23 protein-coding genes are annotated in these 25,736 nt (G+C 65.1%); 6 read left to right on the plus strand and 17 right to left on the minus strand.

What is annotated here, in order from left to right:
- Positions 1-71: 71 nt before the first annotated feature.
- Positions 72-1,139 carry a L,D-transpeptidase family protein gene (locus tag LU493_RS09605; protein ID WP_275287569.1) on the plus strand — a complete coding sequence of 356 codons (1,068 nt, stop codon included), beginning with the start codon at positions 72-74 and terminating at the stop codon, positions 1,137-1,139.
- A gap of 117 nt (positions 1,140-1,256) precedes the next feature.
- Here LU493_RS09605 and LU493_RS09610 read toward each other — a convergent pair whose 3' ends face one another.
- The 6 genes from LU493_RS09610 to LU493_RS09635 all read right to left on the minus strand — a co-directional run bounded on the left by LU493_RS09610 (position 1,257) and on the right by LU493_RS09635 (position 9,165).
- The gene (locus LU493_RS09610) at positions 1,257-1,520 is read right to left on the minus strand and encodes an Lpp/OprI family alanine-zipper lipoprotein (RefSeq protein WP_275287570.1); all 264 of its coding nucleotides are present in this window, start codon (positions 1,518-1,520) and stop codon (positions 1,257-1,259) included.
- Between the two features lie 211 nt (positions 1,521-1,731).
- Positions 1,732-2,376, minus strand: a complete 645-nt coding sequence (locus LU493_RS09615; protein WP_275287571.1) for a L,D-transpeptidase family protein — start codon at positions 2,374-2,376, stop codon at positions 1,732-1,734.
- 157 nt (positions 2,377-2,533) lie between these two features.
- Entirely contained in the window at positions 2,534-3,007 is a 474-nt protein-coding gene (locus LU493_RS09620; protein ID WP_275287572.1) for a DUF6586 family protein, read from the minus strand.
- Entirely contained in the window at positions 3,004-5,640 is a 2,637-nt protein-coding gene (gene topA, locus LU493_RS09625) for a type I DNA topoisomerase (RefSeq protein ID WP_275287573.1), read from the minus strand. The genes LU493_RS09620 and topA overlap by 4 nt, the downstream gene beginning before the upstream one ends.
- A 234-nt stretch (positions 5,641-5,874) precedes the next feature.
- Positions 5,875-8,121 carry a DUF3141 domain-containing protein gene (locus tag LU493_RS09630; protein ID WP_275287574.1) on the minus strand — a complete coding sequence of 749 codons (2,247 nt, stop codon included), beginning with the start codon at positions 8,119-8,121 and terminating at the stop codon, positions 5,875-5,877.
- 135 nt (positions 8,122-8,256) lie between these two features.
- A complete protein-coding gene (locus tag LU493_RS09635) occupies positions 8,257-9,165 on the minus strand; it encodes a hypothetical protein (RefSeq protein WP_275287575.1) in 909 nt (302 codons plus the stop codon).
- Between the two features lie 94 nt (positions 9,166-9,259).
- Between LU493_RS09635 and LU493_RS09640 the strand changes: the two genes are divergently transcribed.
- Both LU493_RS09640 and lipA read left to right on the plus strand, forming a co-directional pair.
- The gene (locus LU493_RS09640; protein ID WP_275287576.1) at positions 9,260-10,249 is read left to right on the plus strand and encodes a LysR family transcriptional regulator; all 990 of its coding nucleotides are present in this window, start codon (positions 9,260-9,262) and stop codon (positions 10,247-10,249) included.
- Between the two features lie 154 nt (positions 10,250-10,403).
- Entirely contained in the window at positions 10,404-11,471 is a 1,068-nt protein-coding gene (gene lipA, locus LU493_RS09645) for a lipoyl synthase (RefSeq protein WP_275287577.1), read from the plus strand.
- 260 nt (positions 11,472-11,731) lie between these two features.
- On the opposite strand, the gene lipB is transcribed toward lipA, so the two are convergent.
- The 11 genes from lipB to LU493_RS09700 all read right to left on the minus strand — a co-directional run bounded on the left by lipB (position 11,732) and on the right by LU493_RS09700 (position 22,335).
- Positions 11,732-12,391: a lipoyl(octanoyl) transferase LipB gene (gene lipB, locus LU493_RS09650; protein ID WP_275287578.1), complete on the minus strand. Its 660-nt coding sequence runs from the start codon at positions 12,389-12,391 to the stop codon at positions 11,732-11,734.
- Positions 12,388-12,702, minus strand: coding sequence for an HP0495 family protein (locus LU493_RS09655; RefSeq protein ID WP_275287579.1), 315 nt, complete (start codon positions 12,700-12,702; stop codon positions 12,388-12,390). Before LU493_RS09655 ends, lipB begins: the two co-directional genes overlap by 4 nt.
- 110 nt (positions 12,703-12,812) lie before the next feature.
- Positions 12,813-14,042, minus strand: a complete 1,230-nt coding sequence (locus LU493_RS09660; RefSeq protein WP_428994556.1) for a D-alanyl-D-alanine carboxypeptidase family protein — start codon at positions 14,040-14,042, stop codon at positions 12,813-12,815.
- 195 nt (positions 14,043-14,237) lie between these two features.
- Positions 14,238-15,134: a septal ring lytic transglycosylase RlpA family protein gene (locus LU493_RS09665; protein WP_275287581.1), complete on the minus strand. Its 897-nt coding sequence runs from the start codon at positions 15,132-15,134 to the stop codon at positions 14,238-14,240.
- Positions 15,131-16,186, minus strand: coding sequence for a lytic murein transglycosylase B (mltB, locus tag LU493_RS09670; RefSeq protein ID WP_275287582.1), 1,056 nt, complete (start codon positions 16,184-16,186; stop codon positions 15,131-15,133). Before mltB ends, LU493_RS09665 begins: the two co-directional genes overlap by 4 nt.
- 83 nt (positions 16,187-16,269) lie before the next feature.
- Positions 16,270-17,430, minus strand: a complete 1,161-nt coding sequence (rodA, locus tag LU493_RS09675; protein ID WP_275287583.1) for a rod shape-determining protein RodA — start codon at positions 17,428-17,430, stop codon at positions 16,270-16,272.
- Between the two features lies 1 nt (position 17,431).
- The gene (mrdA, locus tag LU493_RS09680; protein WP_275287584.1) at positions 17,432-19,345 is read right to left on the minus strand and encodes a penicillin-binding protein 2; all 1,914 of its coding nucleotides are present in this window, start codon (positions 19,343-19,345) and stop codon (positions 17,432-17,434) included.
- A gap of 33 nt (positions 19,346-19,378) precedes the next feature.
- Positions 19,379-19,846: a 23S rRNA (pseudouridine(1915)-N(3))-methyltransferase RlmH gene (gene rlmH, locus LU493_RS09685; RefSeq protein ID WP_275287585.1), complete on the minus strand. Its 468-nt coding sequence runs from the start codon at positions 19,844-19,846 to the stop codon at positions 19,379-19,381.
- Positions 19,843-20,214, minus strand: coding sequence for a ribosome silencing factor (gene rsfS / locus LU493_RS09690; protein WP_275287586.1), 372 nt, complete (start codon positions 20,212-20,214; stop codon positions 19,843-19,845). The genes rlmH and rsfS overlap by 4 nt, the downstream gene beginning before the upstream one ends.
- A 137-nt stretch (positions 20,215-20,351) precedes the next feature.
- Entirely contained in the window at positions 20,352-21,041 is a 690-nt protein-coding gene (gene nadD, locus LU493_RS09695) for a nicotinate-nucleotide adenylyltransferase (protein ID WP_275287587.1), read from the minus strand.
- A complete protein-coding gene (locus LU493_RS09700) occupies positions 21,022-22,335 on the minus strand; it encodes a glutamate-5-semialdehyde dehydrogenase (protein ID WP_275287588.1) in 1,314 nt (437 codons plus the stop codon). The genes nadD and LU493_RS09700 overlap by 20 nt, the downstream gene beginning before the upstream one ends.
- Before the next feature lie 90 nt (positions 22,336-22,425).
- Between LU493_RS09700 and LU493_RS09705 the strand changes: the two genes are divergently transcribed.
- Genes LU493_RS09705 through LU493_RS09715 form a run of 3 tightly spaced genes read left to right on the plus strand, consistent with a single transcriptional unit; the run spans position 22,426 to position 25,657 of the window.
- Complete coding sequence (locus tag LU493_RS09705) at positions 22,426-23,295, plus strand: hypothetical protein (RefSeq protein ID WP_275287589.1); 870 nt, start codon at positions 22,426-22,428, stop codon at positions 23,293-23,295.
- Positions 23,288-24,238 (plus strand): GGDEF domain-containing protein, encoded by a 951-nt coding sequence (locus LU493_RS09710; protein ID WP_275287590.1) that lies wholly within the window; start codon positions 23,288-23,290, stop codon positions 24,236-24,238. The genes LU493_RS09705 and LU493_RS09710 overlap by 8 nt, the downstream gene beginning before the upstream one ends.
- A gap of 15 nt (positions 24,239-24,253) precedes the next feature.
- The gene (locus LU493_RS09715) at positions 24,254-25,657 is read left to right on the plus strand and encodes a bifunctional DedA family/phosphatase PAP2 family protein (RefSeq protein WP_275287591.1); all 1,404 of its coding nucleotides are present in this window, start codon (positions 24,254-24,256) and stop codon (positions 25,655-25,657) included.
- The last annotated feature ends 79 nt before the right edge of the window (positions 25,658-25,736 follow it).

Genomic DNA, 25,736 nt, shown 5'->3' on the forward strand with positions numbered 1-25,736 from the left:
AATGCATAGGCCTTCGGCCCAAGGATGAGGCCATGGCCCCGAGCGAACGGCAATCAGAGACGATGACAGCGATGACACGCACTTCCCTTTTCGGGCACACCGCCCGCCTCGCCATGACCCTGGGCCTGACCGGCGCGCTTGCCGCTCCGCTCCAGGCCGCCGACGGCGATCTCCCTCCGGGCCATTACCGGCTTCCCGATGACGGTGACCTGGTCGGCGAGGTCACCACCGTCGAGGCCGCCGAGGAAGATACTCTGATCGATATCGGCCACGAGCACGGCATCGGTTACGAAGCCATGGTCCGCGCCAATCCCGACATCAGCGTCTGGTATCCCGGCGAGGGCACCGAGGTGACCATTCCCGGCCGCTTCATCCTGCCGGACGCCCCGCGCGAGGGTGTCGTGGTCAACGTCGCCGAGATGCGCCTGTACTACTATCCTCCGCGTGCCGAGGGCGAGCCCGCCACGGTCGAGACCTATCCCATCGCCGTGGGCCGCATGGATTGGCAGACGCCACTGGGCACCACCACCATCACCGACAAGATCAAGGACCCCGCCTGGTATCCACCCCAGTCGATCATCGAGGAACATGCCGCCGATGGCCGTTCGCTGCCCAGCGTGGTACCCCCCGGCCCCGACAATCCCCTGGGACGGTACAAGATGCGCCTGGGCATCCCGGGGTACCTGATTCACGGCACCAACAAGCCGGAAGGCGTCGGCATGCGCGTCACCCACGGCTGCATCCGCATGCTGCCCGAGGACATCGATGCCCTCTTCCCCCGCCTGCCCCAGGGCACCCAGGTCCGCCTGGTCAACGACAGCTTCAAGCTCGGCTGGGCCGATGACACCCTCTACGTCCAGGCCTATCCCTACCTGGACGAAGAACAGGGCACGACCATACAGCGTGTCACCGAGGCGCTCGCCCAGGTCGAGGCCAGCATCGACGCCGATGATTATCCCCTGGATTACGGCCGGCTGCGCGAGGTCGTCGAGGTCCCCAGCGGCATGCCGGTGGCCTTGAAAGTCCCCGAAGAGCCCGAACAGCCCGAACCCACCCCGGCACCCGAGACACTCTACGACCGCCTGGAACTGGTCTTCGCCGAACCCGGCTTCATGAACCATCTCTCCTTCGATGGCTGACGCCGGCCACCACCGGCGCCAGCGTCGGTGGTTCCACCTACGACAAGGGCCCCGCCGAATGGCGGGGCCCTTGTCGTATCATGTCGACACGCCGCCCGAGGGCGGCATGCAGCACGATCACTTGCGCATGGAACGCTCGAACATGCGGTTCATCTCTTCACGGTTCTCCTGAGACATCTGCAGAGCCTGCTGAGCGTCACGCTGCGCCTGGTTGGCGGTGTTCTGAGCCTGGGTAGCGATGCTGCGAGCCTCGGCGGCATCAGCCTGGGCAGACTCGGCGGTCGTGCGTACTTCTTCCAGGGCGCCGGAAGAGGCACAGCCGGCCAGAACGGCCAGAGAAGCAGCAGCGGCGGTCAGCTTCAGAGTTGTCTTGAGGGTCATGGTGTTCTCCTTGGATCTTCCTTGGAACTGCATTGGCGACGCCTGCCGAAGCAGGCTTCCCGCAAGGCGGGACTTTCAGGGAAGTGCTGCTTTCAGTACTGCTGTCAGCACTTCTTTTGCAACATTACGCTGCGCGCCGTAGAAGTCAAACGCTGTTCAAAAACGCCCAGCGATTGATTCTAGACGAGAACGTCCCTAGCGCATATAAAGCCTAGCGGATGACGACCCTCGTGCCAATGTCGATCATCGACGACAGGGTGTCGACCTGGCCATCGGTGACCGCGACACACCCATCCGTCCAGTGGAAACGGCGATGGATCTCCGGGTCGGCCACCCCGATGCCATGGATACCGATATACCCGCCCAGCACCGTATCCTGAGGCGGTCTGCCATGCCGGCGATAGTAGCCGAAGTAGTCATCGTAATCCCGCTGACTGTAGACGCCGGACTGCCTTGCCATGCGCGCATGGGTGGGCGTCGGGTAATCCAGACCGATGAAGGTATGGTACTTGCTGTCGAAATTGAAACGGGTGACGCGAAACTCGCCCAGCGGCGTCACACGGCCACCCCGCAGGCGCTGGGCCTCGGCTCCGCCCCGCCCCAGCGAGATCGGCGAGAACCGCTCCAGCAGCGTATTGCCGCGATAGACGCTCAGGCTGGCCGCCTCGTCGTCGATCAATACCCAGACTTCATTGCTGTAACGGGGCTGGTCGGCATTCGCGAGCACCTCGTCCATCGGCCCGTTGCGCGTCTGGAGCGCGTCCATCAGGCCGGCATGGGAGAGAGAGGGGGTCAGCAGGACCAGGCAGAGGCTCGCGACCAGCAGGCCGAAGCGGCGGCAGGAAAACGATGTCATGATAGGCGAAACTCGTCGACGATGGGCGATGAAGTCGACGACGTTTATACCGCACCTGGCACCGAGTGTCAGTTCAACGTAGCCAATGCATTGCCCTGGCCGAGGCAACACTGTTGCCACTCGGCGACAGACGGGCCAACCCCGCGTCAGCGCCTCGTCACCACTCCTCGCTGGTCTGTCGCAGGGCGCCGATCTCGCGCTTGGCCTCGCTCAGGCAATCGAACAGCTCCGACCCGAGATCCTCTGCGCCACCGACGGCGATCAGTCCCTGGGCCGTACCGCCCGAACGACGGGCCACACCGTCGCTGGAGTGCAACGCCTCGAATCGCGCCAGCAAGCGGGCCAGCCAGCTATCGGGACGCTCGGCCAGGCAACGCAATCGCTCGAGTTCGGCCAGCTGCACCTCATCGGACGACAACAAGGTTCGCCAGTCACCATTCGCCGGCGTGGCATGCTCGGCCAGCTCGGTGACCTCCCTCACCAGCGACTCAAGCGCCAGCTCGAGCAGTGCCAGGGCCCCCTCCTCGGCGGCCATGCGACGCGCCTCGCCGTGCTCGTCATCCACCGGGGCCACCGCCAGCAACAGCTCGGCCTGGTAGAGCAGTTGATTGGTTCGCGCACGGGGTGTCACTTGCGCTTGTCCTCCACCTGCCAGCGACCATCGGCGAAGGTGGCCTTCCAGCCGGTCGCCTTGCCGTTATCGTCGGTCATCACGAACTGCTCCTTGGCCTTGCGCGAGAAGCGGATCTGGGCCGGGCGCCCTTCGGGATCCGCACTGGGCGCATCGAGCAGGTAACGGTACTTCTCGGGAAGCTCCTCGGCATGGGCCTTGAGCTCGACGACCAGGGGCGGGCGCGTCTCGCGATTCTTGGGGAACTTGCTCGCCGCCAGGAAGAGCCCGCTGGCGCCGTCACGCAGTACATAATGGTCCTCGACCTTCTGGCAAGCCAGTTCGGGCATGGGGATGGGATCCATCTTGGGCGGTGCCACCTCCCCGTTCCGGAGCAGTTTCCGCGTGTTCTTGCAGGCCTCGCTGGTGCAACCGAAGTACTTGCCGAAACGCCCGGACTTGAGCTGCATTTCACTGCCGCACTTGTCGCACTCGATGGTCGGCCCGTCATAGCCCTTGATGCGGAACCGCCCTTGCTCGACCTCGTAGCCGTCGCAGTCGGGGCTGTTGCCGCAGATATGCAACTTGCGCTGCTCGTCGATCAGGTAACTGTCCATGGCGGTGCCGCACTTCGCGCAACGGTGCTTGGCACGCAGGGCGTCGGTCTCGGCCTCCTCGCCGGCATCGGCGGCCACGGCCTCGTCGCCGGGCAGCAGGTCCATGGTCGTCTTGCAGCGCTCCTTGGGCGGCAGGTTGTAGCCGCTGCAACCGAGGAAGACCCCCGTCGAGGCAGTGCGAATCTGCATCTCGCGCCCGCAAGTCGGACATTCGATATCGGTGGGCACCGGTTGGTTGGGGCGCATGCCCTCCTCGCTCTCGGCCTCGTTGAGCTCTTCGCGGAACTCGGCGTAGAACGCATCGAGCAGTTCACGCCAGCGGCGCTGTCCTTCGGCCACCTCGTCGAGGCTGTCCTCCATGCGCGCGGTGAAGGAATAGTCCATCAGATCGGGGAAGGATTCCTTGAGCCGCTCGGTGACGATATCGCCCAGTTTCTCGGCATAGAAGCGCCGATTCTCGAGCCGCACATAGCCCCGATCCTGAATGGTCGAGATGATGGCAGCATAGGTGGAAGGCCGGCCGATGCCCTTCTTCTCGAGTTCCTTGACCAGGCTCGCTTCGGTGTAACGAGCCGCCGGCTTGGTGAAGTGCTGCTGCGGGTCCAGCGTCTCGAGCGTCAGCGGGGTGCCCTCGGCGATGTCCGGCAACGACTGGTCCTCGTCCTTGCGGCCCATGGGTTTCATGACCCGGGTATAGCCGTCGAACTTCAGCACCCGCCCCTTGGCCTTGAGCTCATAGCCCGAGGCTTCCACCGTCAGGGTGGTGGACAGGTATTCGGCCGGCGTCATCTGGCAGGCCACGAACTGACGCCAGATCAGCTCATAGAGGCGTTCGGCATCACGCTCCATACCGGCAAGATCGCCGGCCTGACGTGTCACATCGGAAGGCCGGATGGCCTCGTGGGCCTCCTGGGCGCCCTCCTTGCTGCTGTAGCGATTCGGCGATTCGGGGAGGTAACGCTTGCCATAGGACTCGCCGATATAGTCACGCACGCCGGCCACCGCTTCCTGCGAGAGGTTGGTGGAATCAGTACGCATGTAGGTGATGTAGCCGGCCTCGTAGAGGCGCTGGGCCAGCGTCATGGTCTTCTTGACCGAGAATCCCAGGCGACCGCTGGCGGCCTGCTGGAGGGTCGAGGTGATGAAGGGCGCGTTCGGCCGGGAGCGGGTCGGCTTGTCCTCACGAGCCGTGACGGCCAGGCTGGCCCCGCGAAGCGCCTCGATGCGCTCCAGGGTCTCGCTCTCGCTGGTCGGCCGGAAGGTCTTGCCCTCCTGGCGAACCAGTTCGAAGCGCACCGTCTCGCCCTTGCCATCGCTCGGCGACAGGTCGGCGTGAACGTCCCAGAACTCCTCGGGCACGAAGGCCCGGATCTCTCGCTCGCGTTCGACGATCAGGCGCATCGCGACCGACTGCACGCGACCGGCCGAGAGGCCGCGGGCGATCTTGGCCCACAGCAGCGGCGAGAGCATGAAACCCACGACCCGATCGAGAAAGCGCCGCGCCTGCTGAGCCTCGACCCGCGGCATGTTCAACTGACCGGGATCCTCGAAGGCCTCATGAATGGCGTTCTTGGTGATCTCGTTGAACACCACTCGACGATAACGGGACTCGTCGCCACCGATGGTCTCGCGCAGGTGCCAGGCGATGGCCTCACCCTCGCGGTCCAGATCGGTGGCCAGATAGACATGATCGGCCTTGTCGGCCAGCTTCTTCAGCTCGGCGACCACCTTCTCCTTGCCGGGAAGGACCACATAATCGGCTTCCCAGCCATGATCGGGATCGATCCCCATGCGCCGAATGAGTTGATCGTGAGCCTTGCGCTTGCGGTACTCGGCCTTCTCCTCGGCGGACATCTTGCGCGTCGCCGCCGCCTGACGGGCGCGTTCCTTGGGATCTGAGGCCGCCTTGCCCGAGCCGCTGGTCGGCAGGTCACGGATGTGCCCCACGCTCGACTTCACGATGTACTCGTTGCCGAGATACTTGTTGATCGTCTTGGCCTTGGCCGGCGACTCGACGATGACCAGTGACTTGCCCATAGTGCTCCACAATGCTATTGACGCCAGCCTGAGCTCGCGCCGAACGGTTTCGGCCCGCCATAGTTTCGACGGTGAAAAATGCGCTTACCCTACCCCAGCGCTCGTCTTCACGCCAGTCGCGACCTATGAACCTAGCCCGATGCCGATGGAGACCACAAGCGAAGTCAGACATCGTTGTCAACGAAACGCCCCCGTCGGCGGACCGGCGGGGGCGTTGGGACAAGGCGTCGGACGTCAGTCATCGCGCGCCGGAGACGGGCCGGGTCGCCGCGTCCGCGAATCACTGTCGCCTCGCTTCGGCTTGGCCGACTCGAAGAGGCCACGCACCCGCTCGAAGCGCGCGGCCGCATGCTCGGAGAGTTCTCCGCTGGCCGCCAGTACATGGTCGATGTGCTCCAGGTGCCCATCGATCTGCTCGACAGTCTGTCCCGTCAATAGTGTTGGAATCGCGTTCAGGGCGGCATCGCGATCCTGCTTGAGAATGAAGAACTGTTCGCGCACCAGGTGCTTGAAGTCGGCAAGCTGGATACCGGGTTCGAGCTCGGCTCGTGACGCACGCAGTCGCTTGAAGTTGCGCTCGTCACTGGCCGGCGCACCACCCAGCACATAGATCACCGAACGCATCACCGCCTCGTGATCTCCTCCTTCGGCGATCCTGTCACGAGCGGACTGGCGTCGCTGCTCGATGAAGCGCCGATGTTCGGGTTCGGCACCGGGTCGACGACGTTGTGCCTGAGCCTCCCCGTCCAGGCCCACCAGCGCCTGCAGCAGGGGTTGCCCATAGAACATCAGGAAACTCTGCTCGATGAGGCCGTCACGATACTGCCGCCAGGCATCCAGGCCATGGGAGATGCCGGAGGACATCATGCCCTCCATGGCACGGAAGACATTATCGTTCCCGACCGGATGACGCTCGCGCCGAACCCGCTCGGCCAGCACCGGGATCGCTCCCATCAAGGGGTTGCGATCCGACAGCAGGCGATAGCCCAGGCGGTTCGGATGCATTCGCCGCATCCAGCGCGCCGATTCCGGCGTTGCCAGTGTCTTGACCCAGGGCTGCGAGAAGAGCCGGTAGAGCCCCAGGTTGATCTCGGAGAGCCGCGCCACCGTGGCGAAGCGCCGCTCATCATCCGGACGATGGTGGACCTCGCGGTCGAGATCCTCGACCTCGCGGCGCTGGAACTCGAGCAGATAGTCCCGTTCGATCAGTTCGGCGTCCGAGTGTCCCTCGGCCGGGGTCACCGTGGTTTCATACAGCCCCGGCGGCAGGACGTCGATATAGTCCATGTTGGCGGTGAACTCGGTGTGCTCGCGGCGCGACACGCTGCCCGAAACGAAGATTCCGAGATGGCCGGTGCTGTCGTGCAGGCAATAGACGATGGTCTGCTCGTTGGCGACGATGTCTTCAGTGTCCTCATAGAGGTCCCGCACCCACCCCAGCGCCTGAGGTGGAGGCGTGATGTCATCGCCCCGGGAACAGAACACCACCACCGGCGAGCGCAGGTTGCGCAGGTCGATGCGTCGCCCGTCCGAGGTTACCAGCTGGGCGGTGGACAGACGATTGCCGATGAAGAGGTTATCGACGATGTATTGAATCTCGTCGGCCCCCAGCACCACATGCCCGCCCCACCAGCGTTCGAACTCCAGATAGCGATCGGCCTCGGTATCGACATCGGCATAGAGACGATACTGCTTGTCCCACCAGGTATTGGCCGGATTGAGACGTTCGAAATTCTGCACCAGCCAGGCGCCATCGAAGAGTCCGGCGCCCAGGTCGCCGAGCAGCGCGGTCATCCAGCTGCCGCCGACCAGCCCGCCGGTGTAGCGCATCGGCGCACGCCCCCGCTCGCCCGCCCAGTAGGACAGGGGCGCACCGGCGATCAGGATGGGGCCGAACACTTCGGGCTCCAGCGCCGCCGCCATCATGATCTGCCAACCGGCCTGGCAGTTGCCCACCACCATGGGTTTCTCGGAAGTCTCGGGATGGCGTTCGATGACATGGTGCAGAAAGGCGACCTCTGCCTCGACCACATCCTCGACCTTCTGCCCCGGCACGGGAAACGGCAGAAAGCCGATGAAATAGCAGGGGTGTCCAGCACGCAGCGCCACGCCCACCTCGCTGTCGGGCTTGAATCCCCCGATACCCGGACCGTGCCCGGCGCGCGGATCGACCACCACGAAGGGCCGACTGCACGGATCGATCTCGACCCCCTCCGGCGGCAGGATCCGCAGCAGCTCATAGTTGACGGGGCGCGGCAGGTCACGCCCATCAAGCAATACGTCGGCCTCGAAACCGAGCACATTGGGCTTGGTCTTCTCGATATGCTCGAGATATTGATTGCCACGCTGGCGCATGACATCCAGATAGAGCGTCCCGCGCTCCAGGGCATCGCCCCAGTATTCGCAGGCGGCACGACCAAAGCCGAAGGGATCCAGCAGGGACATCGCCGTCGATGGCGAAGGAGGCATCATGGGATACATCGCGGGGCTCCATGGCATAAGCCGGACCGGGACCGGCGGGCAACCCGATTGCTGCAATGCAATATAGCGAATCCCGCGTCACAAGGGAAATATCGATATGCGCCCTACCGGTCTATTGCGGATCGCCCTCTCCTCTCAGAGAGTGACGAGCCAGCGGCTGGCCTGCTCCTCCCCCCACCATTCGGCAAGGACCCGCCGGGCACGCGCCTCGACCTCGCCGGTACGACGCCCCCAGGCCAGCAGCCGCACCTCGCCGGTCTGACCGCACCGATCGAGCCGCATGCCGGCCCCCCCGCTGAAAATGGCGCTCGACGGCAGCTCGAACCGCCACAGGCGAGCCTGTCCATCGAGCGACAATCGCGCCTGTCGTTCTCGAAGTCTCTCCCCGGCCAGCACGCGAAGCTGCTCGACCAGCGGATCCAGTCCGATCAAGACGTCATCCAGAGCCTCGTCGCCGGTCGGGCCGGGTCTCATGTCCACGAAGCCAAGACGATTCCCCACCACGCGGAAACGTATCTCGACGAGCCCGACCACACCGAGGCTGGCCACGCCGCGCGCCGCCAGCTCGCCCAGGTAGCGGTAGCGCTCCGACGTCAACCAGCCGAGCGGGGCCACGGCCACAGGTCCTCGGCGCTGGCGAGGCGACAGGTACAGGACGCGCCCAAAGCGATCGGCCAACAGGGAAATCGCGATGATATCGCCCTTCTGTTCCGACGCCGCCAGGGGAAGACCGGCCTCGCGCATCAGCTGACGCATGGCTCGAGCCTCCGTCATGGCCTCCAGCAACGCCGGCTCGCTGCCCAGGAAACGCAACCCCAGATGCCGACACCGCTCGGCAATCGCCACCTGCGTGACGGCGTCACTCTCGCCAGGGTGCAGGGCATCGCACCCCGCCGCCCGCGCTTCCTCCATGAGCATGGCCTCGCCGCCGAGCGCCGCCACGGGCTTCATGCCCCGTTCGATACAGGCCTGACGTATCCGTAGCGCGGCAACGCCGTGCCCCGCCACCAGCGGGCAAGAAAACGGTGAAAGGCGTATGGGCATGGGCGCTCCTGGATAGCCGTATATCGAGCCGCGATGCTAGCATGACGGCCAGACAGACTGGACGCCTTCGCGTCCCGGCTCGATGGACGACGCCATGACTGCCCCCAAGCTGCTCAACCGCCTCACCTTCCGCCAGCTCCAGGTGTTCCGTGCCGTCTACGAGCGACAATCCTACTCCCGGGCGGCGGAGACCCTGGGGCTGACACAGCCGGCGGTCAGCGCCCAGATTCGTCAGCTCGAACAGGCCCTGGGGCAACCCCTGTTCAAGTACGCCGGTCGCACCCTGCACGTGCTGCCGGCTGCCGATGCCCTCGCCAGCTCGGCACACAGCATCTTCGAGCAGGTCTCGCGACTACAGATGAGCCTCTCCGACCTGGCCGGCACCATCAGTGGCGAGCTCAACCTCGCCGCCGTCTCGACGGCACAGTATGTGGTCCCCCACCTGCTGGCGCGTTTCCGGGCTTGCTACCCCAATGTCCAGATACGCCTGCGGGTCTGCAATCGCGCCCAGGCCTTGACGCGACTGGCCGAGCAGCGCGACGACCTGGTCATCATGGCGCGGGTCCCCGAAGACGACGACCTGGTGTTCATGCCGATCCTCGACAACGAGATGATTCCCGTGGTCTGGCCCGGTCATCCGCTGCTGGCGACCGGGCGACCGAGCCTCGAGGACCTGGCACGCCACTATGTGCTGATGCGCGAGCCCGGCTCCGGCGTCCGCGGCGCGCTGGAAGACCATGCCGCCGCCGAGGACGTCAACCTGGCCCACATCATCGAGATGGGCACCAACGAAGCCGTCAAGCAAGGTGTCATGGCCCAGCTCGGCGTCGCCGTGCTGCCACGCCTGGCGGTACGCCTGGAACTCGAGGCCGGCCTGCTGGAGCGCCTGGACCTCCCCGGTTTCCCGCTGCGCCATTCCTGGTGCACCGTCTATCATCGCGAGCGTTTCCCCACGCCGGTCACCGAGCTCTTCCTGCGGTTCGTGCGCGATCACCTCGACGAGCTGCACGAGCACTTCGCTGCCGAGCCCTCGCCGTTGCCCAGCCACGGCGTTGCCTGCCTGCCCGATACCGTACGACCGTGACCTGCCTGTCCAGGTCAGCGACGAATATGGTAAGTTAGCGCCCAGAATGTATACACGCCATGCCCGACGCCGGCCGTCCCGCTTCGTTTTTTGCGGACACCCCACGACCGCGTGGGCGTGACGCACAGCCGCCGAATGGAGAGGCTTGCAGATCATGAGCAACAGGACCGTCAAGCAGGTGTCCAGCGGTGAGAAGTACCGCAACGAGCACGGTGCCACCGCGATCAAGGACGGCATGAAACACCGCAGTCAGCAGGAGGACAGCCCCTCCCTCGGCCGCAAGCCGAAGTGGCTGCGTGCGAAGATTCCCGGCGGGGAACGCTTCGACGCCGTGAAGCGCAACGTCGACGAACACCGGCTCAGCACCGTCTGTGCCGAGTCACATTGCCCCAACATGGGCGAGTGCTGGAGCAACGGCACCGCCACCATCATGCTGATGGGCTCGGTGTGTACCCGCGCCTGCCGCTTCTGCGCCGTGGATACCGGCAACCCCAAGGGCTGGCTGGATACCGAAGAGCCCGAGAATACCGCCGAGTCCGTCGAGTTGATGGGCCTGCGCTACGTTGTGCTGACCTCGGTGGATCGGGATGACCTGCCCGATGGGGGGGCTACCCATTACGCCGACTGCATCCGCGCCATCAAGGCCCGCACGCCCGATGTCGCGGTCGAGGCCTTGACCCCCGATTTCGATGCCGAGCCCGGCGCCGTCGAACGGGTCGTCGACTCCGGGCTAGAAGTCTTCGCCCAGAACGTCGAGACCGTGGAGCGCCTGACGAGTCGGGTCCGTGATCCTCGGGCCGGTTACCGCAAGACTCTGGATGTGCTGGCCCACGCCAAGCGCCATCGCCCCGAAGTGATCACCAAGACCAGCCTGATGCTCGGTCTCGGGGAGACCGAAGAGGAAATCCTCCAGACCTTCGATGACCTGCGCGCCATCGGCGTCGACATCGTCACCCTGGGACAGTATCTACGCCCCACCCGTAACCACCTGCCGGTGGAACGCTGGGTGACGCCCGAAGAGTTCGAGCGCTATCGTCAACTGGGACTCGAGAAAGGCTTCATGGAAGTGCCATCGGGTCCGCTGGTACGTTCCAGCTATCGTGCCGACCGGGTCTTCGAGAACAACAACCTGGGCCTCGAACTGGCCTCACCGGGCAAGGTGCCCGGCCAGTCGGAGCAAGAGGCGGACCCGAACTTGATCCCCACCCTGAACGTCGGCTGAGTCACGCGACGTCGCCCGGCAACAAGACGCCGGCCCCGCCACGGGGCCGGCGTCTTGTTGCCGGGCATCATCTGAGAGGGTGTTTACAAAAGTCTCGGGCGACAGCCAGACAAGGCGAAATTCGGCGAGGACGCGGAGTTTAGCCGTACCAAATGAGCACTTCGAGCCGAATTTCAACGCGGTATGGTCGAGCGCAGTCATTTGTAAACACCCTCTGAACGGCCTGCCCTCGGTCCATGCTGCAGGAACGTCACCCCTTCTCAGGTCATCGGTGCGGAAGCTCGATCGACGAAGGACAACTCGCGCCCGAGCTCCCGAGCCAGGCAATGGGCCAATCGTGTTGCCACCGTCGGCACATCGGGCGCCTCCGGGACCAGATCGGCCACGCGCGTCATTGCCATGCCGGCATAGCCACAGGGATTGATGCGGTCGAAGGGCGAGAGATCACCGTCGACATTGAGGGCAACGCCATGAAAGCTGGCGCCGCGTCGAATTCGCAGGCCCAATGAGGCGATCTTGGCCTCCCCCACATAGACGCCGGGGGCATCGGGCCTGGCCTGCGCCTCCACGTTCAGCTCGGCGAGCAACGCGATGACCGCCCGCTCCAGGCAATTGACCAGCTCGCGCACGCCGAGACCGGCGCGGCGCACATCCAGCAGCGGATAGACGACGACCTGACCGGGGCCATGATAGGTCACCTGACCGCCACGATCGGTCTCCACCACCGGGATATCGCCGGGCATCAGCACATGTTCCGGCTTGCCCGCCCGTCCCTGGGTAAAGACCGGCTCATGCTCGACCAGCCAGAACTGATCCGGTGTCGAAGCATCGCGCTGATCGGTGAGCTCTCGCATCGCTCGCCAGACCGGCTCATAGGGGCGACGCCCCAGGCGGTGCACCTGAATGGCGTCCACGCTCAAACCACCATGTGCACGAGCCCGCTGGCCTTGAGCTCGGCGAACAGCGCCTGGAGTTGCGCTTCGCTGGTGGCCCGCATCGTCAACCGCACCGACTGGAAGCGTCCATTACGGCTGTCCACCACCTGGATGCCCTTCGGATCGAAGGCGGGATCGTGTCGCGTGACCGTCTGGCAGACCATGGCAACGAACTCCTCGTCGGCATCGCCCACCACCTTGATCGGATAGTCGCAGGGAAAGGTAATCTTCGGCGGCTCGCCTTTCGGGTCGGCCGCGCTCGGCTGGCGCATATCGCGCAGGGGCTTGTCGTTCATCCCGCACCTTGATGACAGTATCTACAGATATTCTACGCAACCCGGCCCCCGCTACCAAACATGGGACATCGAGCGCCCGACGGATCGAGCGCTCCGGGTTCGCGCTTCTCTCAGTCGAAGAAGCCGCCCATCAGGTTGGCGAAGAAACGATGGACCTTGTCGATGAGACGCTTGAAGAAACCGCCTTCCTCGACGTCTTCCAGCGCCAGCAGGTCACGCTTGCCGACGACTTCATCGCCCAGGCGTACCTCCATGGTGCCGATGGTCTCGCCGGCCTTGATCGGGGCGGTCAGGTCCTGGCGGATATCGAGCTTGGCAGTGAGTTCCTGGTTGCGACCCCGCGGAACCGTCATGAAGACGTTCTTGTCGACGCCGATCTTCAGCTCGTCCTTGTCGCCCCCCCACACCCGGGAGGTATTAAGTACCGCACCCTTGTCATAGAGCCTGAGGGTCTCGAAGTAGCGGAAACCATAGCTCAGCAGTTTCTGGCTCTCCTGGACCCGCGCCTCCGTGGAGTCGGTTCCCATCACCACCGAGATCAGACGCATGTCCTCCCGCTTGGCCGACGACACCAGGCAATACCCCGCCGCCTCGGTCCAGCCTGTCTTCAGGCCATCCACGCTGCTGTCGCGCCACAGCAGCCGATTGCGGTTGGGCTGATCGATACCGCCATACGTGAACTCTTTCTGGCGATAGATGCTGTAGTGCTGGGGATAGTCGTTGATGATGTGGCGCGACAGCAACGCCAGATCCCGGGCGGACGAATAATGGTTGTCGTGCGGCAGACCGGTGGGATTGACGAAATGGGTATTTTCCATGCCCAGCCGCGCCGCATGCTGGTTCATGATATCGGCGAAGGGCTCGGTGCCTCCCGCCAGATACTCGGCCATGGCCACACTGGCGTCGTTGCCGGAAACGATGACGATGCCGTGCAGCAACTCGCTGACCGGCACCCGATCGCCGACCTCGATGAACATCTTCGAGCCGCCGGTACGCCAGGCCTTTTCACTGATCGGCACCTGGTCGTCGGGGGAAATATTGCCCTTGTTGAGTTCGCGCTCCACCAGATAGGCGGTCATCAACTTGGTCAGACTCGCCGGCGGCAGGCGCTCGTCCGGGTTGTGCTGGGCGAGCACACGGCCACTGCCGGCATCCATCAGGATCCAGGAAGTGGCGGCCAGGCGCGGCGGCGCCGGGATCATGGTCTGCGGCTGAGGCTGTACCTGGGGCTCGGGAGACGGCGACGCCTCCTGAGCCTGTGTCGGCGCAGCGACCAGGGAGCAGCATACCAGCAGGGCCGGCATCAACCGGCGGAAGGACAACGAGCACGACACTTTCATGGATGGCAATCTCTTCGGGTGCATCACAGGATGAACATTAGAGGGTGTTTACAAAACAGGCGAACGAAGGCAAGACAAGGCGAAATTGAGTGAAAAAGCGCAGTTTACGATGGGTAAATGAGCATTTTGAGGTCAATTTCAACGCCGTATTGCCGAGTGTAGGCATTTTGTAGACACCCGCTTACAGGGCACCGATCAATCGGTGCCATTGACGACAAAGGCCTGGCCGAAGCCGACGCGACTCAACTGGCCACGCACGGGATCGACCTGGTCGGCATGTGTCAGGGGACCGACCTGAACGCGATAGAGTCCGGCGGTGCTGGCGATCCTGACCGGTCGGGACAAGGCCCCTTCCAGCCGTTCCTTGAGCGCTTCGGCGTTGTCCGCCGAGCCGAGTGCCGCCACCTGCAGGTAGATGGGATCGGAGGCATCCCCTCCGCCATCATTCGAGGCCGGACGCTGCTCGGTAGCGCTCGGCGGCGGGGACTCGCCGCCCTGGCGCGCCTGCCAGACTTCGGGGTCGATGGCCTCGACCCTGACGCGGCCGGTCCCCCGGTCGAGAATGTCCAGACGGGATGCGGCGGCGTAGGAGAGGTCGATCTCCCGCTCACTGTGGAAGGGCCCGCGATCATTGACCCTGACGATCACCGAACGCCCGTTGTCGAGATTGGTGACCCGGGCATAGGTCGGCAACGGCAGGGTGCGATGCGCGGCACTCATCTTGTACATGTCATAGATTTCGCCATTGGATGTGGCGTAGCCATGGAACTTCTTGCCATACCAGGACGCTGTTCCCCGACGCTCATAACCGCTGGCATCGGACAAGACATGGTAGGTCTTGCCCCATACCTCATAATTGGCCTTGTTGCCGGCCCGCGAACGGGCCTCAGGACGCGGCACGGCATCCGGCACCCGGCTGACATCCGGCGGCTCCTGGGGATAGGCATCGCTGGACATCGCATAGCGCCCGCCGGCATCGTCCGCCGACGAGGCAGCATCATCGGCTGGATCCTCCACCGCACGGTTGCCGCCATCGCTGGCACACCCGGCCAGCAGCAGGCCGGCACACAAGACACTCCACCAGGCTTTCATGGATGCTCCTCGGTCTCGCTCGCCGTCGACTCGAACCAGTGCGTCGACTTTCCGCGAGCCTCGGCGATCGCCTCGGCGAGTTCGGTGACGGCCATGGCATACAGATAGCTATGGTTATAGCGGGTGATGACGTAGAAATTGTCGAGCCCGAGGCGGTAACGGTAGTCGCCGTCGGCCAGCTCCAGGGCCAGGGGAATCACCCGTGCCCCCGACGGCAATTCCGACTCAGGCGTGATGCCGGCCTCTCGCAGTTCACTCATCGAGACATAGGGCCTTTTCGCCTGATTGACATCGAGACCGGCAGGCGGCTCATCCGGTCCCTCGGCGTCCAGGTAGATCGGGGCATCGCCCTGCCAGCGATGCTCGGCGAAATAGTTGCCGACACTGCCGATGGCATCCACCGGGTCGGTCCAGAGATTACGCACGCCATCGTCGTTGAAGTCCACGGCATAGGCGCGGTAGCTGGTGGGGATGAACTGCGGATAGCCCATGGCACCGGCATAGGAACCCTCGAGGTCGCCCGGATCGACATCCTGTTCGTGGGCGATCTCCAGGAAGGCCGCCAGCTCGCCGCGGAAGAAATCACCCCGGGTGCCATGGTGGAACGCCAGGGTCGACAGGGAGTCCAGGACGCGATGATCGCCTGTCACCTCGCCATAGCGCGTCTCGACGCCGATAATGGCGGCAATGATCTCGGGGGGAACCTGATAGTCGCGTTGCGCGCGCTCGAAGGCATCCCGGTGCTGTTCGATGAAACGCACGCCCTTGGCGACACGTTCCTCGCCCAGGAAGATATCGCGATACTCATGCCATACCAGACGGTGCTCCGCCGCGCCCGACATGGCATCCAGCACTCCCTGGCTGAAATCCGCCTCGTCCATGGCCTGTTCCAGCCAGGCCCGTTCGACGCCCCGGTCACTGACCTCGTCGACCAGCGCCTTGACCTCACCATGGCGCGGGTCGAAGTCTCCGGCCGACGCCGTGGCACTGGCCATCACCAGACACCCACTCGCCATCAGGATCCGTCTCGCGCTCCGTGACATCCTCGTCATCGTTTCTTCTCCTTGAACCCTGAAAACCGCGCCTGCCCCGGCGCACTGCCAAAAAGTGCCTGCGCTCGGCGATTATTCAGGCACTAACGCGGCAACAGGCGACGATGCGAATGAATCGCCATGAGAATACCGAAACCGGCCAGCAAGGTCACGCTGGAGGTTCCACCGAAACTGACCAGTGGCAGGGGCACACCAACCACCGGCAGGATACCGCTCACCATGCCGATATTGACGAAGACATAGATGAAAAACGTCAGGATGATACTGCCGGCCAGCAGGCGCCCGAAGGTTTCCTGCGCCGTGCCCGCCAGCCACAGCCCTCGACAGACGATCAGCAGATAGAGGAAGAGAAAGGCCAGCATGCCCACCAGGCCGAACTCTTCGCCCAGCACCGCCACGATGAAGTCGGTGTGACGCTCGGGCAGGAATTCCAGCTGCGACTGGGTCCCGTGCAGCCATCCCTTCCCCCAGAGACCACCACTGCCCAGCGCAGTGGTCGACTGGATGATGTTCCAGCCGGCCCCCAGCGGATCCTTCTCGGGGGACAGAAAGGTCAACACCCGCTGGCGCTGATAATCGTGCATGTTCATCCACAACAGCGGCAACGCCGCGGCGGCCAGCATGGCCAGACCGAAGATGATACGCCACGACAGCCCCGCCAGGAGAATCACGAAGACCGCCGCCGTCGCCACCAGCAAGGAGGTACCGAGATCGGGCTGCCGCGCGATCAACAGCACCGGCCCTCCGATCAGCAAGGCACATACCGCCAATTCCCGCCACCTCGGGGGTAAGGGGCGACGACTCAGCCAGGCGGCGACCATCAACGGCATCGCCAGCTTCATCATCTCCGAAGGCTGAAAGCGAATCACACCGGGAATCACCAGCCAACGCTGGGCCCCCATGCCCATGTCGCCCATGATTTCCACCGCCACCAGCATCAGCAGGCCCACCAGATAGGCCGGCAGTGCCCAGCGATACAGGGTAGCCGGCGAGAATTGCGCCACCACCGCCATCACCACCAGGGCCACGCCGAAGCGCAGCCCCTGGGCGATCACCATGTCGAGACTCTGCCCGCTGGCGCTGTAGAGCACCACCAGGCCCGCCAGCATCAACAGCAGCAACAGGCCCAGCAGCCAGGGATCCAGATGGATACGCTCCCACAGACTCCGCCGACGCGACATGCCGCTGCGCGGCGGGCGAACGGGGTGGCCACGCATGCCCATGGGCAGATCGAACCTCGCCATCTCAGTCTCCTTGCGCCTCGGGATCGGCATCCGCCGCGTCATCCCCGGCCGAGTCGTCCGCGCCGATGCCACCATGCCGCTCGAGCAACCAGAAATCGGTCATGGATCGCGCCAACCCGGCGGCGTGACTGCTGCCGCCCCCGGCGTTCTCGACGATCACCGCCACCGCGATCTGCGGATTCTCCACCGGAGCGAACGCCATGAACAGCGCATGATCGCGCAGCCGCTCCTTGAGCTCATCGGCGTTGTACTTCTCATCCTGACCCAGCGAGAACACCTGGGCGGTGCCCGACTTGCCCGCCATGCGGTAGCCAAGTTCCTTGCCGGCGCGGCGTGCCGTTCCTTCGCTGCCGGACATCACCTTCTCCATGCCCGAGAACACTCGATCCCACCAGTTCTCGTTGTCGACCTGGATGTCCGGCGGCGTATCCGGCAAGGCGGTGGGCACCGACTGATCACCGACCTCGAGAGCCAGCCGCGGCCTGACCCAGTGCCCGCGATTGGCCAACACCGCCGTGGCGGTCGCCAGTTGCAGGGGCGTGATCTGCAGGTATCCCTGTCCGATACCCACCGACAAGGTTTCTCCCGGATACCAGGACTGGTTGAAGCGCTCTCTTTTCCAGTCACGGGACGGCAACAGCGCCGAGCCCTGCCCGTGGACATCATAGGCGGCACGCTGGCCGAAACCGAAACGTGACAGGTTGTCGTGGATACGGTCGATGCCCAGGTCGTGGGCCAGGGAATAGAAATAGGTATTGTTGGACACTGCCAGGGCGCGCTCGAGATCCACTCGGCCATGCCCCCAGCGCAACCAGTTACGATAGCGACGGTCATCGTTGGGCAGCTGATAGTAGCCGGGGTCGTAGATGGTCTCCTCCGGGGTGACCACCCCCTCGCGCAGGCCGGCCATGGCCATGAACGGCTTGATCGTCGAACCAGCCGGATAACTGCCGCGACTGGCACGGTTGAACAGCGGCAGGTCGAGATCCTGCTGCAAGGCACGATAGGAGGCCACATCGATGCCGGTGACGAAGCGATTACTGTCGAACCCGGGCACCGATGCCATGGCCAGGATTTCGCCGGTTTGCGGGGCAATGGCGACGATGGCACCACGCCGCCCATCGAGCAGATCGGCGGCCCGCTTCTGGAGCGGCTTGTCCAGGGTCAGCGTCAGGTCCTTGCCGGGCACCGGATCGGTATGATCCAGTTCCCTCAAGACGCGCCCCCGGGCGTTGGTCTCCACCTTGCGCAAGCCGGCCTGGCCATGTAGCTGTTCTTCGTAGAAACGCTCGACGCCGGTCTTGCCGATGAAATGGGTCCCGGCATAATTGCCGCTGTCCAGATTCTTGAGCTCTTCGGCATTGATCCGCCCCACATAGCCCAGTGCATGGGACATCAACTCGGCGTCCGGGTAATAGCGCAGCAACTGCGCCTCCACCTCGACCCCGGGCAATCGGTAGCGATTCACGGCCAGGCGGGCGATCTGCTCTTCGTCGAGATCGCTCATCAGCAGCGCCGGCTGGAAAGGCCGCTGGCGCTGGCGTGAACGCGCACGGAAGGCCTCGACGTCCTCCTCGGGCAGATCGAGCAGGTCGACCAGCAACGACAGTGTCTCGTCCAGGTCATCGACCCGTTCACGTACCAGCGTAAGATTATAGGTGGGGCGATTCTCGGCCAGCAGCTGGCCGTTGCGGTCATAGATGAGACCGCGGGTCGGCGGCAAGGGCTCGACACGCACCCGGTTCTTTTCGGAGCGGGTACTGAAGACCTCGTGCTGCACCACTTGCAAATAGAACAAGCGCCCCGCCAGCCCTCCGCTCAGCAGGATGACCACGACCGCGGCCAGCAACGCCCGCATGCGGAAGACGCGCAGCTCCTGTTCGGGATTCTTCAGGGTGTCGCGTTGCTGACGCATGCTCGGTGATGCCCTCGGGACGCTCGGGGTCGCTCAACGGTGATAAGGATGGCCGACCATCAGGGTCCAGGCGCGGTACAGCTGTTCGGCAAGCAGGATTCGCACCAGGGGATGCGGCAGGGTCAAGGGAGACAATGACCAACGCTGATCGGCCTGTGCCGAAAGCGAGGGATCCAGGCCTTCCGGGCCACCGACCAGCAGGGCCACATCGCGGCCTTCGAACCGCCATCGTTCGGTCTGCTCGGCGAGTTGCTCGGTACTCCAGGCCTTGCCTCCCACTTCCAGGGCCACCCGGTGCTCATCGCCCTTGAGGCGAGCACGGAGACGTTCGGCCTCGAGGGCCATGGCGCGTCGGGTATCGGCATTCTTGCCTCGGGCACCGGGCGATATTTCCTCGATCTCGAGGGCGAAGTCCCGCGGCAGGCGCTTGCGATATTCCTCGACACCACGCGTCACCCAATCCGGCATGCGGGTTCCCACCGCCAGCAGACGCACCCTCATGAAATGCCGTTCGCCTCTTCCTCCAGGGGCTCTAGACCGTCACTGGGCAGATCCGCCCATAGTCGCTCCAGATCATAGAGTTCCCGGGTCTCGGGCATCATCAGATGCACCACCACATCGCCAAGATCCACCAGCACCCATTCGGCACCGCTTTCTCCCTCGACACCGAGCGGCGGCATGCCACCGTCCTTGGCCGTTCGGATCAGGTTCTCGGCGAGTGCCGCGAGATGGCGATTGGACGTTCCGCTGGCCACCACCATCAGTTCCGTCACGCTGGTCAGCCGGGACACATCGAGCTGCACGATGTCCCGGGCCTTGAGTTCCTCCAGCGAGTCCATCACCAGAGTCTTGAGTGCGTCGATGTGCATACCCTTCGTATCAGCCCTCGTCAGCGGGGAAATCATCTCTTCATTGTACCGGCTCACGGCCAGCATGGCAGCGCCCCGGCAACCGAAAAATGCACGAAATTCATGCCGAGCGCGTGCCTCGCCAACACCCGACCGTCTCAACCACCGTCGCGGCTCGCTTCCCGATAAAGGCCATGCGTCAGCACATGCGACTCCACTGCCTCGGGCAGCAGATAGCGAACGCTGTCGCCGCACGCCAACCGTCGTCTCAACTCGGTGGCGGAAATCGCCATGCGCGACGGCAATGCCAGTCGCAGCAACCGGCCATGGGGTTCGGCCATCAGGTCGGCGACCCCATCGACCTCGCGACCGGCCAGCAGTTCCCCGAGTGCTTCGGAAAGCGGTGCCTCATGGTCAGGTCGATCGACGACCACCAGGTGCGCCAGCTCGAAGAGCCGGTGGGGATCGCGCCATTCGGGCAGGCGCATGAAGGCGTCGTGGCCCAGCGCCATGATCAGCCGAGCCTCGGGGCCATAGGCTTCGCGAAGCTCGGCCAGGGTGTCGGCGCTGTAGGACGGACCATGCCGGGAGAACTCTCGAGCATCGGCAACGAGACCCGGTGTATCACCGATGCCCAGGCGCAGCAGCGCTAGGCGATCCTCGGGGGCGACCCGGGGCGCGTCACGCAACGGCGAGCGTGCCGCGGGCACCATGTGCACACGATCCAGCGCCAGCGCCTCGCGCAACTCGACGGCGCTGCGCAGATGGCCGAGATGCACCGGGTCGAAGGTACCGCCCAGCATGGCGATGCGAGGCGGCCGTTGCGCCTCAGCTGCGGATCTGGCCATCGCCGAACACCACGTACTTGCGGGTGGTCAGGCCCTCGAGCCCCACCGGGCCCCGAGCATGCAGGCGATCGGTGGAGATACCGATCTCGGCGCCCAGCCCGTACTCGAACCCGTCGGCGAAACGGGTGGAGGCATTGACGATCACCGAACTGGAATCGACCTCGGCCATGAAGCGCCGCGCCAGGCCATAGTTCTCGGTGACGATGGCATCGGTGTGGCGCGAGCCGTAACGCTCGATATGCGCCATGGCCTCCTCGATGCCGTCGACCACGCGAATGGCCAGCACCGGCGCCAGGTATTCGGCTGCCCAATCGGCCTCGCTGGCCGGCGTGACGCCATCACCGAGGATGGCCCGGGTCCGCTCGCACCCCCGCAGTTCGACACCGTGCTCGGCATAGGCCGACGCCAGCCGGGGCAACAGAGACGCCGCCATTGAGTCGTCGACCAGCAGGGTCTCCAGGGTGTTGCAGGTCCCGTAGCGCTGCGTCTTGGCGTTGACGGCGATGGCCAGGGCCTTCTCGGGATCGGCACTGGCATCGAGATAGACGTGGCAGACGCCGTCCAGATGCTTGATCACCGGCACGCTGGCCTCACGCGTGATGCGCTCGATCAACGACTTGCCGCCACGCGGAATGATCACGTCGACGTACTCCGGCATGCTGATCAGGCGCCCCACCGCGGCACGATCCGTGGTCGCCACGACCTGCACCGCGGCCGACGGCAGCCCCGCCTCCTCGAGCCCGCGGAGAATGCAAGCAGCGATGGCCGCATTGGACTCGCGGGCCTCCGAGCCCCCACGTAGAATGCAGGCATTGCCGGACTTGAGACACAAGCTGGCCGCTTCCAGGGTGACGTTGGGACGCGATTCGTAGATGATGCCGATAACGCCGAGCGGCACACGCATCTGCCCCACCTGGATGCCGCTGGGCCGCGCTCGCAGACCATCGATCTCGCCGACCGGGTCCGGCAGCGCCGCGACCTGGGCGAGGCCTTCGATCATGCCATCCATACGGGCATCGTCGAGGGCCAGTCGATCGAGCAGGGCGGCGTCCAGGCCATTGGCCCTGCCCCGTTCCAGGTCCCGAGCGTTGGCGGCCAGCACCTCGGCTCGCGCGTCCTCGAGATGACGGGCCATGGCGGCCAGGGCCGCGTTCTTGGAAGCGGTATCGACGCGCCGCATGGCGGTGGCGGCGTCGCGAGCACCTTGTCCGAGGCGCTGCATGTAGGCATCGACATCGTCGATGCCCCCGGCCTCGGCGGTACCGATAACGGAGTGTGTGGCGTGCGCAGTCATGCCGTAGAGTATCTCCTGGAGGTGGACTGCCGCAGTGGCGGCCGCGCCCCTGGTCAAGTCGAATCGGGAAGGAGCCCATACTAAGTCACCATGCGGAGCAAGTACAAAACCGGTCTGTTGCGTATCAACCTGCTGGTCGCGGCGGCACTCGTCGCCCTGCGCGCCGTCACCGCCGAGACAACGGTCGACGCGCTCCTGCTGTGGACGATGGCAGCCTGGCTGGTGATAAGCGGCGCGCGCCTCTCACTCGGCCATCGGCGCCTCATCGCCAAGCTCTGGCAACTCGTCCCGGGCCTGTTGCTGGCGGCCCTGCTCTGGTCGGCGCCAGAGCGTCACATCACCTGGCTCTGGGCCTGGGCCATCCTGCTGATGTGGCCACTGCCCCCCTGGACGCAGCTGCTTCACGGCCTGCTGGCGGCCGTGACCTGGCATGCCCAGCACGACGTGCTGGGCAGCGAACAGTGGTGGCTGGCCGGCCTGTTGCTGGCCGGATTGATGCTCCTCGGCCTGTCGCATTCCCGCGCGCGCCTGGCGCGTCATGTCACCACGCTCCCTCGCGCCAGGCTGGTAGCCGGCTGGCCGCTCTGGCCACGTCCCCAGCTCGAGCACGACCTGGATCGCGAGCGCCGTCGCGCGACCCGCGAGTCGGTGCATGCCGAGCTACTGCTGTTGCGCCTGCCGTCACGGCGCCTGCTGCCCCTGGCCGACCGTCTGCGCCATCACCTCCAGCGCTTCGAGAACGGCTATCGTATCGACCGACGCACCCTCGGCGTCCTGCTGATCAGTCGCGATGCCAAGCAATCGGCACAACGCCGACGACGCCTGATCGACGCGCTGGACGCCTCGGTCACCGCCCGCGCCATTCCGCTATCCGGTCTGGCCTCGCTGACCGACGAAGTGCACGCCCTGTCCCGCCAAGCTCCCTCGCTCTGGATCAAGGAGAACGCATCACATGCGTGACACCGAGCCTCGTCTCGCCTGGCATCGGCCGCTCACCCTGGTGCTGGCCATCGGCACCTTGCTGCTGGCGGGCCAGGCCCTGTGGTTCTACCTGATGGGCGAGTATCACCGCATTCCACCGCCGGCCCTGCTGACACCGATCATGCTGATGGCCACCCTGCTTGCCCCGATGGGCGGCGATCATTCCCGTGTCGCCGCCGGCCTGGTCCTGGCCTGCGGCTTCCTGTTGATTGCCGTGGAGCTCTCCCGCCCGACCGGTCTGCCGCTACTGTGGATCGGCCTGCCCCCGGTGCTCAGCCTGCTGCTGCTCCCCCCGGCACCGGCCATGTTGCTCAATCTCGGCCTGACACCGATCTGGATGGCCTTGCTGGGTGCCCCTCGGTTCGGCACCGATGTCCTGCTGACCTATCTGAGCCTGGTAGCGGTCGCCGCCCTGGTGCCCTGGGGACGCCTGCGCCAGCAGGCCCTGTGGCGTGCCACCGATCCCGGGGATCCCGAATGCCGGGCCGTCAGCCCCACGCACCTCCGTGAGCGACTGGCCGGCGAAATCGATCGGACCGATCTTCTCGGCCAGCCCCTTGCCGTCCTGCTCTTTCACCTACCCCAACTGGAAATCGCGGATGAGCAGTTCGGCCCCAAGGCCCGCCAGGCAGTGCTCGATGGCCTGTGCCAGACCATCGCCGGACGCTGCCGGGCCCATGACATCCTGGGTCGGGCCGAGGAAGACGTCTTCTGGCTGGTCATGCCAAACACGACCGAGAGTGGCGCCCTGCTGGTCCAACAGCGACTGTCGAGGGCCCTCGAGCCCGTGGTACTGGTGGAAACCGGGCCGCTGGAGAGCCGCACCCGACTCGTCATGCGACACAACGGGGAAGACGAATCCTCTTTCGAGCACCGACTGCGCACCGCGACGCGAAGCCTGGCGACCACTCGGGACACCTGATCCACGGAGACCGCATTGAACCTGACCGACACCCTCTATCAGCTCTCGCCCTCGCCGCCCCTGCTGCTGCTGATCGTCGCCGCCATCGCCCTGGTGGAGTCGCTGGCCCTGATCGGTCTGCTGGTACCCGGCGTGGTCCTGATCACCGCCGCCGCCTCCATGGCCGGTCATCAGGAGCTCTCCGTCACCCTGGTCATTCTCGCAGCCTTTCTCGGCGCCGTGGCCGGTGACGGCCTGAGCTTCTGGCTAGGTTATACCCAACGCGAAAGGGTCACTGCCCTCTGGCCCCTCTCGCGCCATCCGGAGTGGCTTGCACGGGGCGCGCGCTTCTTCCGGACGCACGGCCCCTTCTCGGTCTTCCTGGGACGCTTCGTCGGCCCGGTGCGTCCGGTCATTCCGATGATCGCTGGCATGCTGCACATGCCGCCACGCACCTTCACCTGGGCCAACCTGATATCGGCGGCCTTCTGGGCACCGGCCTATGTGCTGCCCGGCTACCTGCTCGGCCACGCCTGGCAGCGGCTCCCCGGCCTGCCCGAGGGGTTGAGACCCTGGCTGGCCGGCCTCGGCGGCCTGGTCGTGGCACTGGCCCTGATCTTCTCCTGGCTGCGCCACCAGACCTACCGTGACGGCCATGTCTATCGCAGCCTGGCCTGGCTGTCCCGACGCCACGCACTGGGGCGCATGACCTGGCGGGTCCTGGCCATTCAGCGCGACCACGAGCCTCCGCTGGCTTCCTGGCTATTGCTGCTGTCATCGCTCGCCGCATTATCGGCCTGGACCCTGGTGGTCCTGCAGCACGATGGGCCGATGGCCATGGATCGACGCCTCAACGACCTGCTCGCCGCCATGTCGATGCCCGGCCTGGACCGAACCGGTCATATCCTGGCAGAAGTCGGCGACATTATCGGCATTACGGCCCTGGTCCTGCCCTGGGCACTCTGGTGGCTATGGCGGCGACGCTGGGACTTCATCGGCCACTTCGGCGCCGGCCTGCTCGGCATCGCCGTGCTCAACACCCTGGGCAAGACGTTGATCGGCCGGGCCCGCCCATTGACGCCGGAACACCTGACCGGCTCGATGTCCTACCCGAGCGCCCATACGTCCACCGCCGTCGTCCTGCTCGGCATGGCCGCCGCCTTCATCGCTCGGGAACTCCCGGCGACGCAACGCTTCTGGGCCTACTGGGGGGCGATCGCCATTGCCGTCCCCATGGCGCTCTCCCGCCTGGTGATCGGCGTGCACTGGCTGAGCGACCTGATCGGCGGCGCCTTGCTGGGGCTGGTGGTCTGTGCCCTGGTTCAGCTCGCCTGGCAGCGGCACGAACGCTCCCCACTCTCGCCCTGCCCCTGGCTAATACTCGGCACCGCCTCCCTGATTCTCATCATCGCCAGGGTCGCCTGGCTGGGGCCGGCGTAAGTCGTAAGCCGTAAGCCGTAAGCCGTAAGCCGTAAGCCGTAAGCCGTAAGCCGTAAGCCGTAAGCCGTAAGCCGTAAGC

The sequence above is a fragment of the Halomonas elongata genome, from assembly GCF_029081005.1.
Taxonomy (GTDB): domain Bacteria; phylum Pseudomonadota; class Gammaproteobacteria; order Pseudomonadales; family Halomonadaceae; genus Halomonas; species Halomonas elongata_B.